This is a genomic window from Segatella copri, from assembly GCF_003465495.1.
GTDB classification, from domain to species: Bacteria; Bacteroidota; Bacteroidia; order Bacteroidales; family Bacteroidaceae; genus Prevotella; species Prevotella copri_G.
In genome coordinates this window covers 23,816-38,936 of the sequence record NZ_QSAV01000002.1, presented here as the reverse complement: position 1 = coordinate 38,936, position 15,121 = coordinate 23,816, and the positions used below count along the sequence as shown (strand labels likewise).

Annotated in this window: 11 protein-coding genes, 2 tRNA genes and 1 pseudogene; 10 read left to right on the top strand and 4 right to left on the bottom strand. The window is 46.5% G+C overall.

Translation table 11 applies throughout. The features are described from left to right. The first annotated feature begins 46 nt into the window (after window positions 1-46). From DWV53_RS00770 to DWV53_RS00760, 3 genes are all read left to right on the top strand, one after another. Window positions 47-1,510 (top strand): aminoacyl-histidine dipeptidase, encoded by a 1,464-nt coding sequence (locus DWV53_RS00770; RefSeq protein WP_006847156.1) that lies wholly within the window; start codon window positions 47-49, stop codon window positions 1,508-1,510. A gap of 318 nt (window positions 1,511-1,828) precedes the next feature. Next, window positions 1,829-2,755, top strand: coding sequence for a magnesium transporter CorA family protein (locus DWV53_RS00765; protein ID WP_022121433.1), 927 nt, complete (start codon window positions 1,829-1,831; stop codon window positions 2,753-2,755). Between the two features lie 235 nt (window positions 2,756-2,990). Continuing rightward, a complete protein-coding gene (locus DWV53_RS00760) occupies window positions 2,991-4,760 on the top strand; it encodes a DUF349 domain-containing protein (protein WP_118150980.1) in 1,770 nt (589 codons plus the stop codon). Between the two features lie 118 nt (window positions 4,761-4,878). Here DWV53_RS00760 and DWV53_RS00755 read toward each other — a convergent pair. Beyond that, a tRNA-Gln gene (locus tag DWV53_RS00755) sits at window positions 4,879-4,949 on the bottom strand. Between the two features lie 25 nt (window positions 4,950-4,974). Then, window positions 4,975-5,045, bottom strand: a tRNA-Gln gene (locus DWV53_RS00750). Between the two features lie 212 nt (window positions 5,046-5,257). Here DWV53_RS00750 and rsfS point away from each other — a divergent pair. From rsfS to DWV53_RS00735, 3 genes are all read left to right on the top strand, one after another. After that, window positions 5,258-5,617 (top strand): ribosome silencing factor, encoded by a 360-nt coding sequence (gene rsfS, locus DWV53_RS00745; protein ID WP_006847152.1) that lies wholly within the window; start codon window positions 5,258-5,260, stop codon window positions 5,615-5,617. Between the two features lie 70 nt (window positions 5,618-5,687). Continuing rightward, on the top strand, window positions 5,688-7,778 hold the full coding sequence (gene ftsH, locus DWV53_RS00740) for an ATP-dependent zinc metalloprotease FtsH (protein ID WP_117691719.1): 2,091 nt from the start codon (window positions 5,688-5,690) through the stop codon (window positions 7,776-7,778). 11 nt (window positions 7,779-7,789) lie between these two features. Continuing rightward, entirely contained in the window at window positions 7,790-8,656 is an 867-nt protein-coding gene (locus DWV53_RS00735; RefSeq protein ID WP_022121429.1) for a phosphatidate cytidylyltransferase, read from the top strand. A 477-nt stretch (window positions 8,657-9,133) separates the two neighbouring features. Here the strand turns inward: DWV53_RS00735 and lpxB are convergent. Both lpxB and surE read right to left on the bottom strand, forming a co-directional pair. Further along, window positions 9,134-10,273: pseudogene (lpxB, locus tag DWV53_RS00730) on the bottom strand (lipid-A-disaccharide synthase); the annotation flags it as partial. Further along, window positions 10,270-11,034 carry a 5'/3'-nucleotidase SurE gene (gene surE / locus DWV53_RS00725; protein ID WP_181992370.1) on the bottom strand — a complete coding sequence of 255 codons (765 nt, stop codon included), beginning with the start codon at window positions 11,032-11,034 and terminating at the stop codon, window positions 10,270-10,272. The gene surE and the pseudogene lpxB, both read right to left, overlap by 4 nt. A gap of 100 nt (window positions 11,035-11,134) precedes the next feature. On the opposite strand from surE, the gene DWV53_RS00720 reads away from it, so the two are divergent. The 4 genes from DWV53_RS00720 (at window position 11,135) to DWV53_RS00705 (ending at window position 15,061) form a co-directional block, all read left to right on the top strand. Further along, entirely contained in the window at window positions 11,135-11,899 is a 765-nt protein-coding gene (locus DWV53_RS00720; protein WP_117586026.1) for a ParA family protein, read from the top strand. A gap of 56 nt (window positions 11,900-11,955) precedes the next feature. After that, complete coding sequence (locus DWV53_RS00715; RefSeq protein ID WP_022121424.1) at window positions 11,956-12,867, top strand: ParB/RepB/Spo0J family partition protein; 912 nt, start codon at window positions 11,956-11,958, stop codon at window positions 12,865-12,867. Between the two features lie 56 nt (window positions 12,868-12,923). After that, window positions 12,924-13,610, top strand: a complete 687-nt coding sequence (locus DWV53_RS00710; protein ID WP_117691774.1) for a DUF5683 domain-containing protein — start codon at window positions 12,924-12,926, stop codon at window positions 13,608-13,610. A gap of 80 nt (window positions 13,611-13,690) precedes the next feature. Then, entirely contained in the window at window positions 13,691-15,061 is a 1,371-nt protein-coding gene (locus DWV53_RS00705) for a lytic transglycosylase domain-containing protein (protein ID WP_118150976.1), read from the top strand. The last annotated feature ends 60 nt before the right edge of the window (window positions 15,062-15,121 follow it).

Here is a 15,121-nt window from a genome sequence, read left to right as displayed (position 1 = left end):
AGAATGCCCTATAAACTATTAACTATAAATTTTAAATTAAATAAATATGGCTGACATTAAGAATTTGAACCCAGTTGAAATCTGGCGTAACTTTGACAAGTTAACACAAGTTCCACGTCCATCTGGACATTTGGAAAAGATTCAGGCTTATTTGCTCGATTGGGCAAAAGAAGCAGGTGTAGAGGCTTTCCAAGACCCAGCAGGCAACATCGTGATGCGCAAACCTGCTACTCCAGGTATGGAGAACCGCAAAGGCGTTATTATGCAGGCGCACATGGACATGGTTCCTCAGAAAGCACCAGACAGCAAGCATAATTTTGAAACAGACCCTATCGAAACCATCATCGATGGCGACTGGGTACGTGCTAATCATACAACACTCGGTAGCGACGACGGACTTGGCGTAGCTACAATCATGGCTGTAATGGAATCAAAAGATTTGCAGCATGGTCCTATCGAGGGCTTGATTACCGCCGACGAAGAGACAGGCATGTATGGTGCCAACGATCTCCCTGCAGGCGAACTGAACGGCGACATTCTCTTGAACTTCGATACCGAGGTTTGGGGCGAGTTCGTTATCGGTAGCGCTGGCGGTATCGACATCACAGCAACTCTCGATTATAAAGAGGTAGAAACCGACAAGGAAGATGCTGCCGTTAAGGTAACCCTCAAGGGATTGAAAGGCGGTCACTCCGGTATCGAAATCAACGAAGGCAGAGCGAATGCCAACAAGTGCATGGTTCGTTTCGTGCGTGAAGCTATTTCAGAACTCGATGCCCGTCTGGCTTCATGGCAGGGCGGCAACATGCGCAATGCCATCCCATTCCAGGCTGAGGTTGTTCTGACCCTGCCTAAGGAGAACATTGAAGCTTTGAATGACCTGGTAGCAGACTGGAAGGACGAAATCTGTGATGAGTTCGAAGGCATTGAAACAACTGAGAACATCGAGTTCTTCGCTGAGAATGTAGAGACTCCAAAGATGCAGGTTCCTGCCGAAATCCAGGATAATCTTGTAGATGCAATCTACGCTTGCCACGATGGCGTATTGCGTATGGCTCCATCTATGCCTGAAATCGTAGAGACCTCTTCAAACCTCGCAATCGTTGAGATTGGTGACGGCAAGGCTGCCATCAAGATTCTGGCCCGTTCCAGCCACGAATACTACAAGATGTATCTTGCCACAATGGTAGAGAGCTGTTTCAACATGGCAGGCATGAAGGTTGAATTCAGCGGCAGCTACATGGGATGGAACCCTAACCCTAAGAGCGACATTCTGGAACACGTATTGAAGGTTTACAAAGAGCAGAACGGCACAGACGGTAAGGTACAGGCTGTTCACGCAGGTCTGGAGTGCTCTATCATCCTGAGCAAGTATCCTAACCTCGATGTCGTATCATTCGGTCCTACTCTTCTTAGTCCTCACACAGCCAATGAGCGTTGCCAGATCAGTTGCGTTGCTCCTTTCTGGAACCTCGTCAAGCAGCTCCTGACAGAGATTCCTGCAAAGTAAAAAATGGGGAACGAAATTACAAAAAGATTAAAAAAGAAAGCCGAGAGTGAAAATTCTCGGCTTTTTTGTTCCAGTTTTCAAAAGAAATCATTACCTTTGCAGTCGATTTCGCAAGTCTTGTAAAATCTCTGTAGCAGATTATACAAATTCACTTGCATAAGTTTCATTAAAATAACACCAAAATGGACGATTATCACGCGGAGAACAATAATGAATTGTAAGGCGTGGAGATTCAGCAACGATGAAGCCTTTCAGTAGGCCGTACCCAAGCGCTAGTCTCCATACCCCAAACTTTTATTATGTGGAGATTAGCAAACTATGAAGACTTATTGGAATATAGACAAGAATCTGACTGTACTCAATGAGTGGCAGCCAAACTGCTGGATACAAGTAACATGTCCAACTGATGAAGACCAGCGCTTGCTGGAAGAAGAATTCAAGATCCCTGATTATTTCCTCTCGGATATCAGCGATACCGATGAGCGTGCCCGCTATGAATATGACGATGGCTGGATGCTCATCATCCTCCGTATCCCTTATGTCAAGGAAATACGCAGCCGTACCCCATACACCACCGTGCCTCTGGGTATCATCCATAAGCGCGATGTTACCATCACCGTATGCTATTATGAAACCAATATGATGATTGATTTCGTAAGCTACCAGCAGAAGCGCAGCGAGGGGTTCACCGACTATGTAGACATGACCTTCCGTCTCTTCCTGTCATCAGCGGTTTGGTATCTGAAGCGATTGAAACAGATCAATTCGCTCATAGAAAAGGCAAAACGAAACCTCGATCATGGTGTGAACAATGAGAGCCTGATTGGCCTGAGCCGCCTGCAGGACTCCCTTACCTACTTCATCACCTCTATCCGAGGCAACGAGAATCTCCTGTCTAAGTTGAAGTTCAAGCTGCAGGTGGACGAACTTGATGCCGACCTCATCGAAGACGTAAACATCGAGATGACACAGGCACGCGAAACTACAAGCATCTACTCCGACATTCTGGAGTCGACGATGGATACCTATTCGAGCATCATCAACAACAACATGAATACCACGATGCGTACCCTGACCAGTATCAGTATCGTCATGATGTTGCCTACGCTGATTTCCTCATTGTTCGGTATGAACTTAATCAACGGTATGGAAGACAGCCATTACGGATTTGCCATTGCCCTGGTTATCTCCGTGCTCGTTTCTGCACTTTCATGGGGCTTCCTCAGATACAAGCGCCTGCTCTAAGCATATACCACTCTGATATGCATTAAGTAGCCCGAAAGAGCCCATAAAACGATGATTAGCAAGAAAAAGGCAATTATAAATACAAAAAAAATTAAAAAATCGAATATCATGGCATGATATTCGATTTTTTTTTTTAAGTTTGCAACTTATTAATAATATAATTTTGTATGGGGTCGAATTGCAGATAAGCGACTACCGGCCCAAGAAACTCGAATCATAAACTAAACAAAGTGACATGATGGACTCTCAAGAAAAAGCTCTGTTGCAGCAGAGCACCCTGGAAGACCCTGCCAAGAAGGCTTATGCCACCAAGCAGGAAGTGCTCGAAAGAGTAAAGGAAATCGCTCATAGCAGCGAAAATCCAAACAAGGAGGAACTCGACCTACTCAAGACAACTTTCTACAAGATTCATCTCGCAGAAAGAGACGCACAGATGAAAGAGTATCTCGCAAAAGGCGGTGACCCAGAGAAGTATATCCTTCTACCGGATGACACCGAAGAAGCCTTCAAGGCTGAGATGCAACTCATCAAGGAGAAAAGAGCCAAGATCTTCCTGGCACAAGAAGAAGAAAAACAAGATAATCTCCGCAAAAAAGAGGAAATTATCGAAAAGATAAAGGCCATGACCACCTCACCGGAGGAGGCCAACAAATCATATCAGGACTTCAAGGCCTTGCAGCAGGAATGGAAGGAAATCAAGAACATCCCTGCAGACAAGGCAAACGAGGTATGGAAGAACTACCAGCTCTATGTAGAGCAGTTCTACGACATGCTCAAATTGAACAGCGAAGCCCGCGAATATGACTTCAAGAAGAATCTTGAAGCCAAGACCAAACTCTGCGAGGCTGCAGAGAAACTCAATGAGGAAGAGGATGTTATTTCTGCCTTCCACCAGCTTCAGGACCTCCACCAGCAATATCGTGAGATTGGTCCTGTTGCCAAGGAGTTGAGAGAGCAGATTTGGGAGCGTTTCAAAGCTGCCAGCACTGTTATCAACAAGAAGCACCAGCAGCACTTCGAAGACCTGCGTGCCAAGGAAGAGGAAAACCTCGCCAAAAAAACTGCCCTCTGCGAAAAGGTAGAGGCTGCCAACCAAGGAGAATACAAGACTGCCAAGGACTGGGAGAAGGTTACCCAGGAAATCATAGAGATTCAGAAAGAGTGGCGCACTATCGGTTTTGCCCCTCAGAAAATGAACGTCAAGATTTTTGAGCGTTTCCGCATCGCCAACGATGAATTCTTCAACAAGAAGGCAGAATTCTTCAAAGGACTGAAAGATACCTACTCTGCCAATCTCGAAAAGAAACAGCAACTCGTAAACAAGGCAAAGGAACTGGCTGACAGTACAGACTGGAAGAAAACTGGCGACAAACTCATCGCTCTCCAGAAAGAATGGAAGAAGGTAGGTACCGTACCTCACAAACAAGGCGAATTGCTCTGGAAGGAATTTCTGGATACCTGCAACAAGTTCTTCGAAGCCCGCAACAAGCAGAATGCCGGTTCACGCAGCGAGGAACATGCCAATCTGGACAAGAAGCGCAACATTATTGCCCAGCTCAAGGAACTTGTAGTTGCAGAGATTTCAGACAACGATTTCCAAAAGAAGCTCAAAGATCTTGCCAAGCAATACAGTGCAATCGGACACGTTCCTTTCAAAGAGAAAGACAAGGTCTATAAAGAGTATCATGAGGCTATCGATGCAGCCTACGAGAAACTTCATGCCACCAACGCAAAGCGCCACTTCGACAACTTCAAGAACAACTTGAAGAATGTTGCCAAGGAAGGCGGCAATGCACTCGGCAATGAGCGTGGCAAACTCTTGCGCCGCTACGACCAGTTGCGCAGCGAGATTACTACCTACGAGAACAACCTCGGTTTCTTCAATACGGCCAGCAAGAAGGGCAACAGCCTGGTAGAAGAAATGAACCGTAAGATTGAGAAACTCAAGGCTGACCTCGAAATGGTAAAGCAGAAAATCAAGGCTATTGATGCCGAGAAGAAATAAATACAATAAACCCCAGGGCGAAAGCTCTGGGGTTTATTGTTATGAATACTCCATAAAACAGAATTCCTATAAACAAAAAAAACACCTTTCATTACTGAAAGATGCCTTACCGTATGAGTTGGGATACCCGGACTCGAACCAGGAATGACAGGACCAGAATCTGTAGTGTTACCATTACACCATATCCCAAACTTAAAATAGAACTTTTTGATTGTTGGGATACCCGGACTCGAACCAGGAATGACAGGACCAGAATCTGTAGTGTTACCATTACACCATATCCCAATATCAGCAAACGAGATGTTCATTTCTCAATTGCGAGTGCAAAGGTACTAGTTTTTTTTGAACCTACAAAATTTTTCGGCACTTTTTTCTAAAAAAAGCGCAATTTCTTTAATTTTCCACATTTTTTTTGCCTTTTAAGTCGATTTTCCATTATAATAATGTATCTTTGCAGAAAAATAGAGAATATAAATTAAGTAAGAAAGAAAAGATAAATGAACACAGTTAAACAACTCGTAGAGACTATTAAAGAAGGTATACAAGAAAAGAAAGGTCAAGACATTGTTATCGCCGACCTGACAGAAATCGATGGAAGCATTGCCAAGTACTTCATCATCTGCCAGGGAGGAAGCCCTACTCAGGTTGAAGCTATCGCAGGTTCTGTGGGAGACATCGTGCGCAAGAACCTGAAAGAAAAACCTGTAAATGTAGCAGGTCTCGGCAACGACCAGTGGGTGGCAATGGACTTTGTTGACGTATTAGTACACATCTTCCTTCCGGAAGTACGTGCTTATTACGACCTCGAACATTTATGGGAGGATGCAAAGCTCACCCATATACCTGATCTCGACTAGTCAGTCTCTCCCATCCTACATGATGGATCAGACATTGTTTTTCGACTAAAAGTTATACATATAAAATAAAATGGAACAAAGCAATAATATGAAGCCTCGTGGCAATGGCGGACCCAAGATGCCACGATTTAATATGACCTGGCTTTTCACCATCTGCCTCATCACCATGATCATCCTCTTCTTTACTGGAGGAGGCGATGCGATTGGAGGCAGCGCTGCCAAGGAAGCCACATACACCCAGTTCAAACAGTATGTAGACAAGGGTTATGTGCTCAGTGTTGTGGCCAATAAAACAGAAAGCACCCTCAAGATATACATCAACCCGAAATATACGCGCGATGTATACAATATGCCGGCAAAGTCTGTAGGTCCTAACCCATACGTAAAAGTACAGTTCGGCTCGGTTGACGAAGTGGAACGCTATGCCAACCAGATGTTGAAGGAAAAGAAGATACGCTCCTTCAGCTACGACAACCAGAAGGATAACGATTTCTTAAGCACGCTCTTCAATCTGGCACCTCTGCTCTTCTTCGTATTCTTCATCCTTTGGATGTCTGGAAGATTCAGCGGCGGTATGGGCAGCGGCGGTATGGGCGGCGGCATCTTCAGCGTGGGCAAAAGCAAAGCTAAGATGTACGAAAAGGGAAATGCCATCGGCATCACCTTTAAGGATGTGGCCGGACAGGAAGGTGCCAAGCAGGAAGTAAAGGAAATTGTAGACTTCCTGAAAAACCCACAAAAATATACCGACTTGGGTGGTAAAATTCCAAAGGGAGCCCTTCTCGTAGGCCCTCCGGGAACTGGTAAGACCCTCTTGGCTAAGGCTGTTGCCGGCGAGGCTGGCGTACCTTTCTTCTCCATGAGCGGTTCCGACTTCGTTGAAATGTTCGTAGGTGTAGGTGCCTCACGTGTACGCGACCTGTTCCGCCAGGCTAAAGAGAAATCACCTTGTATCATCTTTATCGATGAGATTGATGCTGTAGGCCGTGCCCGCAGCAAGAACCCAGCCATGGGTGGTAATGATGAGCGCGAGAACACCTTGAACGCTCTCCTTACAGAGATGGATGGTTTCGGCACCAACAGTGGTGTCATCATCCTTGCAGCTACCAACCGTGTAGACATGCTCGACAGCGCCTTGCTCCGTGCCGGACGTTTCGACCGCGAAATTCACGTAGATCTCCCTGGTTTGAACGAACGTAAGGCTATCTTCCTGGTTCATCTCAAACCTATCAAGATAGACGAAACTGTAGATGTTGATCTCCTGGCACGCCAGACTCCAGGTTTCTCGGGTGCAGATATTGCCAACGTTTGTAACGAGGCAGCCCTCATTGCTGCACGCCACGACAAGAAGGCTGTTTGCAAACAGGATTTCCTCGATGCAGTAGACCGTATTGTAGGCGGTCTTGAGAAGAAGACTAAGGTGATGACTGCCGACGAAAAGCGTAGCATCGCTCTCCACGAAGCAGGCCACGCAACCATCTCATGGTTCTGCCAGTATGCCAACCCTCTCATCAAGGTTACCATCGTGCCTCGTGGTCAGGCTCTCGGTGCTGCATGGTATCTGCCAGAAGAGCGCCAGATAACCACCAAGGAACAGATGCTCGACGAGATGTGTTCATTAATGGGTGGACGTGCCGCAGAAGAACTCTTCACCGGTCATATTTCGTCAGGAGCCATGAACGACCTGGAGCGCGCCACAAAGAGTGCTTATGGTATGGTAGCTTATCTCGGTATGAGCAAGACGTTGCCAAACATCTGCTTTTACAACCGGAACGAATATGCATTCCAGCGTCCGTACTCTGAGTCTACAGCCCGCGAAATAGACCAGGAAGTTCTGAAGATTGTCAACGAACAGTATACCCGTGCCAAGAACATCCTGATGGAGCACAAGGAAGGCCACAATGCCTTAGCAGAACTTCTGATCAAGAAAGAGGTGATTATGGCAGAAGACGTAGAACATATCTTTGGCAAACGCCCTTGGTTGAGCCGTTCGCAGGAAATCATGGAAGACGAACAGCCTAAGATAGACGATGACGCCGTAAAGGAACTTCCTGAAGTTCAGGCTGCCATCAAGGAGCATGAAGAGAACCAGAAGAAGAATGCAGATTCTGATGAGACTTCCAAGAAGGATGAAGGTTCGGAAGAAAACAAGAACGAATAAAACAAACCGATATGACTGACAAACAGAAGAATCTAGTGATAAGATCCATCACAGGCGTATTTTTCGTAGTGTGCATGGTATCTTGCTTTCTCAATCCCAGGGCAATGGTTATCCTGTTCGCCCTCATTACAGGATTGAGCATCTGGGAGTATTGCGGATTAGTTAACCAGAAGGAGAATGTTACGGTAAACCGTTTCATCAGCACCGTGGCGGGTGTTTACTTCTTCCTTGCCGTGGCTGGTTTCCGCATGGGCATTGTGGGCAATTTCGTGGTTTTCGTACCTTATCTGCTCACCATCCTCTATCTCTTCATCAGCGAACTGTATACGGGCAATAAGGATGCCATCAACGATTGGGCTTACACTATGCTCTCTCAGTTGTACATCGCCTTGCCTTTCTCAATGATCAATGTATTGAGTTTCGAGACATCAGCTTTCGATGGCCAGATACATTACGACATGCTGTTGCCTTTGAGCATTTTCATTTTCCTCTGGACCAATGATACCGGTGCCTATTGCAGCGGTTCGCTTTTCGGCAAGCATAAGCTCTTTCCTCGCATCAGTCCAGCCAAGAGTTGGGAAGGCAGCATAGGCGGAGGCATATTCGTACTGATAGCAGCAGGCATTATCGGCTATATTGCCAACGATGGCGAAGCCCATCGTCTCAGCATTCTCGGTTGGGAAGGTTTAGGTCTGGTTGTGGTATTCTTCGGCACATGGGGCGATCTGGTAGAAAGCCTCTTCAAGCGTACCCTCGGAGTAAAGGATAGCGGCAACATCCTGCCAGGACATGGAGGCATGCTCGACCGCTTCGACTCTTCGCTCATGGCGATACCGGCAGCAGTAATCTACCTATACACCATCCAGTTGTTTGGATAATACTTCTTTTATGAGATAAAGGCCAAACCTATAGTTTGGCCAAGCACAAAGAAAGGCAGGGATTCCTCAAAGAACCCCTGCCTTTTTTTTCATATCACCATAAAAAACGCAAGTAGCTCCGATGGATCACGTAAGTACTTGCGATGACCCATGAAAAAGCTATACACCTTTTTTCTGTTCTTCTTCAAAGCGTTCACCCTTCTGGGCTTCCTGCGCCTCATACTGTGCCTGGGCTGCACGCTGCTGAGCCTCACGTGCCTTAGCCTCAGCCGCCAGTCGGGCTTTTTCTGCTCTTATTCGTGCCAGTTCAGTCTCTTCTTCTGCCCGTTTCTGCGCCGCCAAAGCTTCCTCTTCGGCACGTTTCTTAGCAGCCTCGGCTTCAGCTATCGCCTTCTGTCGCGCACGTTCTGCAGCCTCAGCTGCAGCTTTGGCTTCAGCTTCAGCACGCTCACGAGCCATACGGAGAAGCATTTCCCTACGCTTAACCAGAAGATCAAACATGATGCCCGCAGCCTCATCCGGCGCAACCTTATCGCCTAACTGAGTTCGAACTTCCTGATATTCTGCCAACATCTTATCCCTGCCAGGTTCTCCCGGAAGAATCAGATAAAGTTCGTTGGCAATACCATCAACCGTAAAGCGGTCGGCAAGCATCTCCGGCACAATCTCCTTATTGGCGATAAGATTCACCAGCGAGATAAACTTCACCTTGATGATATGCTTGAAACCGAAACGGATGAGATGAGGTACAGGCGTTTCATAACATACCACCTGAGGCACATCGAAAAGAGCCGTCTCTAAAGTTGCAGTACCACTGGTAACAAGAGCTGCCGTAGCATGCGACAAGAGCGGATAAGTCTTGTTACGCACCAGTTTGACAGGTGTACCTTTGATAAACTTCTCATAGTAAGCATCATCTATCGAAGGAGCACCGGCAAGCACCATCTGATAATCTTCAAAACGCTCAGCCACCTCAATCATCGCCGGCAGATTGTCTTTGATTTCCTGCAGACGGCTTCCTGCCAGCAAAGCGATAACAGGGCGATAAGTGTCAAGATTATTCTCCTGACAGAATTCCGTAAAACTCTGATGATATCCCGACCTGAACTCCCCTACTTCCTGAGCCGTAGGATTACCTACATAGTGAATAGGATAACGGTGCTTCTTTTCGAAGAACGGCACCTCGAATGGCAAGATTGAGAAGAGTTCAGCAATATCACGTTTGATGCTGCGGATCCGCCACTCCTTCCATGCCCATATCTTAGGAGAAATGTAATAATAGGCAGGGATATTGGTATTCTTTTTCAAGAACTTAGCTATCTTGAGATTAAATCCCGGATAATCTACCAGTATCACTACATCCGGCTTCCATTTCACAATATCTTCCTTGCATCTCTTCATGTTCGAAAAGATGGTACCCAAATGTAGCAGTACAGGCACAAAACCCATATAAGCCAACTCCTTAAAATGCTTGACGCGAGTGCCACCTTCAGCAGCCATCAAATCACCGCCGAAGAAACGGAATTCAGCAAACTCGTCTATTTTTTTCAACGAGCGCATCAATCTGCTGGCATGCAAATCTCCACTAGCCTCGCCTACTATCAGGTAATACTTCATAATTCAAAATTCTTTAACCAATCATAATCCGTTACATCAATCTTAGTTGGGGTAATAGCGATGTAACCATGATTCACAGCCCACTGGTCGGTATCCGTTGCCTCCGGTTCGTCATTACGGTATTCACCCACCATCCAATAATAATCATATCCATGCGGATGAGTGCGATGATCCACCTCATTGATCCAGGAGCCATGAGTCATCCGGCAACCCTTGAAACCCTTGAACGGAGGCAAAGCCGGGAAGTTGACATTCAGACAGGTATATTCTGGCAATCCCTTCTCCAGCACCATCTTAACAACCTTCAGTACCCCATCGTGCAAAGGAGTGAGATCAGCATTTTCATCATAATTGCAACTGCTGAAGGCTATGCTTGGAATATGCTGCATACAACCCTCCTTAGCTACGCCCATAGTTCCCGAATAATGATTGTTCACGCTCGAATTGTCACCATGATTGATACCGCCGATAATCAGATCAGGCTTGCGATCTGCAAGAAACTGATCCAACGCCAGTTTCACACAGTCAACCGGTGTGCCGCTACATGACCAAACCTCCACATCATTCCCCATATTGTGGCGACGCTTCAGGCGCAAGGGAGTAGTAGCCGAGAAGGCACAGGCGAATCCCGAACGGGCACTTTCCGGTGCTACAACCAGCAGGTCGCACCAGTCTTTCAGAAAGTTCACCAGGGTCTTGATTCCATTGGCATGATAGCCATCATCATTCGAAATTAATACTAACGGTTTCTTATTTTCCATAAAAATATCTTTCTTTTTGGTGCAAAAGTACGAAAAAACCTTTAAAGATAGCGACTTTCTCACAATATTTTTGTATCTTTGCCGAAAATTTACTAAGAAAATGGGAAAAATCATCGCATTAGCTAACCAAAAAGGCGGTGTAGGAAAGACTACTACCACCATTAACTTGGCAGCATCGCTTGCCACGCTAGAGAAAACTGTACTCGTAGTGGACGCCGACCCACAGGCAAACGCTTCCAGTGGATTGGGCGTGGACATCAGCGAGGTAGACTGCTCGCTCTACGAATGCATCATCGACCATGCAGACGTGCGCGATGCTATCTACACCACCGACATTGATGGACTCGACATCATTCCTAGTCATATTGACCTGGTAGGTGCCGAGATAGAGATGCTGAATCTCAAAAATCGCGAAAAGGTGATTAAGACATTGCTGCAGCCTATCCGTGACGAATACGACTACATCCTGATAGACTGTTCGCCTTCGCTCGGCCTCATCACCGTCAATTCGTTGACGGCTGCCGACAGTGTCATCATCCCAGTTCAATGTGAATATTTCGCTCTTGAAGGTATCAGCAAATTGCTTAACACCATCAAGATCATCAAGAGCAAGCTGAATCCGAAACTCGAGATAGAAGGTTTCCTGCTCACCATGTATGATAGTCGTCTACGCCTTGCCAACCAGATATACGACGAGGTGAAACGCCACTTCCAGGAATTGGTGTTCAAGACCGTAATCCAGCGCAACGTGAAGCTGAGCGAGAGTCCGAGCCATGGTCTCCCAGTTATCCTTTACGATGCAGAAAGCAATGGAGCCAAGAACCATCTGGCCTTGGCAAAGGAGATTATCAACAAGAATAGTTAAGATTTGGAAATTGAACCCTTTTAGAAAGTTCAATGTTCAAAATTAAAAGTAAAAAAATGGCAGTACACAAGAAATACAACAACGGTACAAAGAGCAACGCTTTAGGACGCGGACTCGATGCCCTCATCTCTACCGAGGGAGTGCGCACCCAGGGCAGCAGTACCATCAATGAAATTCCTCTCGACCAGATTGAGGCGAATCCCAATCAGCCACGCCGGGAGTTTGACGACGAAGCCCTACATGAGCTCGCCGAAAGCATCAAGGCCATAGGCATCATCCAGCCTATCACCTTAAGACAGGTTTCAGAAAACAGATTCCAGATTATCGCCGGTGAACGCCGCTGGCGCGCTTCACAACTTGCGGGGCTGACAGCTATCCCTGCATACATCCGCACCATCAGCGATGAGAACGTAATGGAAATGGCGCTCGTAGAGAATATCCAGCGTCAAGACCTCAACGCCATAGAAATAGCACTCGCCTACGAACACCTTCTGGAAAACGAGGGTATGACACAGGAGAAAATTTCAGAACGTGTGGGCAAGAGCCGTGCAGCTATCGCCAACTATCTGCGACTGCTCAAACTTCCTGCCCAGGTGCAGATGGCACTACAGAAGAAAGAAATCGACATGGGTCATTGCCGTGCCCTACTGGCCCTCGACTCACCTTCGCTGCAAATCAAGTTGTTCAAGGAGATACAGAAGAACGGCTACTCAGTAAGAAAGGTTGAAGAGATGGTACAGCGACTCAAGAGCGGAGAAGACATCGAGAGCGGTAAGAAAACCATCACGGCTAAGGCTCAGATGCCTGAGGAATTTACTCAACTCAAAAACCGCCTGTCACAGTTTCTCAATACAAAAGTGCAGTTCACCTGCTCAGCTAAGGGCAAGGGAAAAATCAGCATTCCATTCGCCAACGAAGAGGAGCTGGAGCACATCATGAATGTTTTCGATCAGTTAAAGCAAGAATAAAAGTGAAACTCAGTATATCACAAATCTGTTTGGCAACCCTGCTGCTCCTGGCACCGATGGGCGCACAGGCACAGAAGTCGAAACAAAAAAAACAAGTGACCGATGTGCCAACCATTGCATCAGCCGACTCGGCAAAAATAGCCATAGACTCGATGCTTACCGCACAAGACAGCAGCAAACTGGCAAGCCTCACCCAACCAGCAAAGCCTGTACGCAAAAAGCGCAACTGGGCAACCTGGCGACCTGATACCAAGCGTGCCATGTGGTTGGCACTTGTATTACCTGGTGCCGGACAGATATACAATCGCAAATATTGGAAACTGCCTTTCATCTATGGCGGTTTCGTAGGCTGTACATACGCCATCACCTGGAACAACCAGATGTATCACGACTATTCGCAAGCCTACATGGATATTATGGACGATGACCCCAACACCCAAAGCTACAATCAGTTTCTGCACTTGGGTGCCCAGATCAACGAATCGAACATAGAACGCTATAAGGAAATCTTCCGCAAGCGAAAAGATAAATATCGCCGTTGGAGAGACTTGGGAACCTTCGTCATGATAGGCATCTATGCCTTCTCAGTGATTGATGCCTACGTAGATGCATCGCTCTCGGAATTTGACATTTCCGATGATCTCTCGCTCAGAATAGAGCCTACCATGCTGAATAACGGCAACAAGACTGCCAATCCGCTGCGGTCTGGAAGCCTCGGCGTAAGTTGCTCACTCACATTTTAATGCGTGAGGAGTTAGAATACACCTATATATATTATAACGCAAAATAGAAATTAGAAACATAGACGAGATAAAACATCAATATGAAGAAAATACTAGTCATGGCAGCAGCGATGCTGTTCAGCTTACAAGGCATTCATGCCCAAACCGACGTTACAGAAGAAACAGATAACGATGATATCATCACCGTTACCGACAAAGACGGAAAGCAGGAGGAAATCGAAGTACCTGAGGGAATGGAAGATAACCTCGACAGCCTGCTCCACCTTTACAATGCACAGACTTACATGATGGCAGATACAACCTGCAAATACCGCGATGTAAACCCTGTCTTCGAGAAGGAAGTGTATATCGACCGTCTGAAGAGAATGCCTACCATCATCGAAATGCCATACAATGAGGTAGTACAGAAATTCATAGACCGTTACAGCGGTAAACTACGCCGTTCGGTAAGTTTTATGTTGGGAGCAAGTAACTTCTACATGCCTATCTTCGAAGAGGCATTAGAGGCTTACAACCTGCCACTGGAACTGAAATATCTGCCAGTTATCGAATCGGCACTTAACCCTAAAGCTGTATCACGCGTTGGTGCCACAGGTTTATGGCAGTTTATGCTGCCTACCGGCAAGCGATATGGACTGGAAGTAAACTCACTCATCGATGAACGCCGCGACCCGGTAAAAGCATCCTATGCAGCCGCTCACTATCTGAGCGACCTGTACAAAATATTCGACGATTGGAGCCTCGTGATTGCAGCTTACAACTGCGGTCCAACCAATGTCAACAAGGCCATCCATCGTGCAAAAGGCAACGCCGACTACTGGAACATCTATCCATATCTGCCAAAGGAAACACGTGGATATGTACCAGCTTTCATCGCTGCCAACTACATCATGAACTACTACTGCGACCATAACATCTGCCCTATGGTAAGCGAACTGCCAGTAAAGACAGACACTATCGTAGTATCAAAAGATATCCACCTGGAGCAGATTTCCAAAGTGCTGAACATCAACATTGAGCACCTGCGCAATCTGAATCCACAGTATCGTCATGATATCATCAACGGATTGAACCATCCGATGGTATTGCGTCTTCCATCTACCCTCATCGGTAGTTTCATCGACCAGCAGGACAGCATCTGTGCTTACAGAGCCGATGAACTCTTCCTGAAGCGCGCTACCGTAGATGTCAATGATGCACAGCCAACCTATAGCCGCCCACGAAGCAGCTACAGTCGCCACAGCGCTTCTTCACGCAGCAAGAAGAGCAGCAAGAAGAGCAGCAAGCGAGATAGAAACAGAAAACAAGGCAGCAAGAGTGTAACCATCAAGAATGGTGATACCCTTTCTGAAATAGCAGCACGCAACGGAACAACCGTCAAAAAGTTGCGCAAACTGAACGGCATCAAGGGTAACAGTATCCGTGCCGGAAAGAAAATCAAAGTGAAATAAAAGAACTACGTATGCTGTAGTTCTTTCAGTCTAATTAAGAACATTATTTATTGGAGGGAC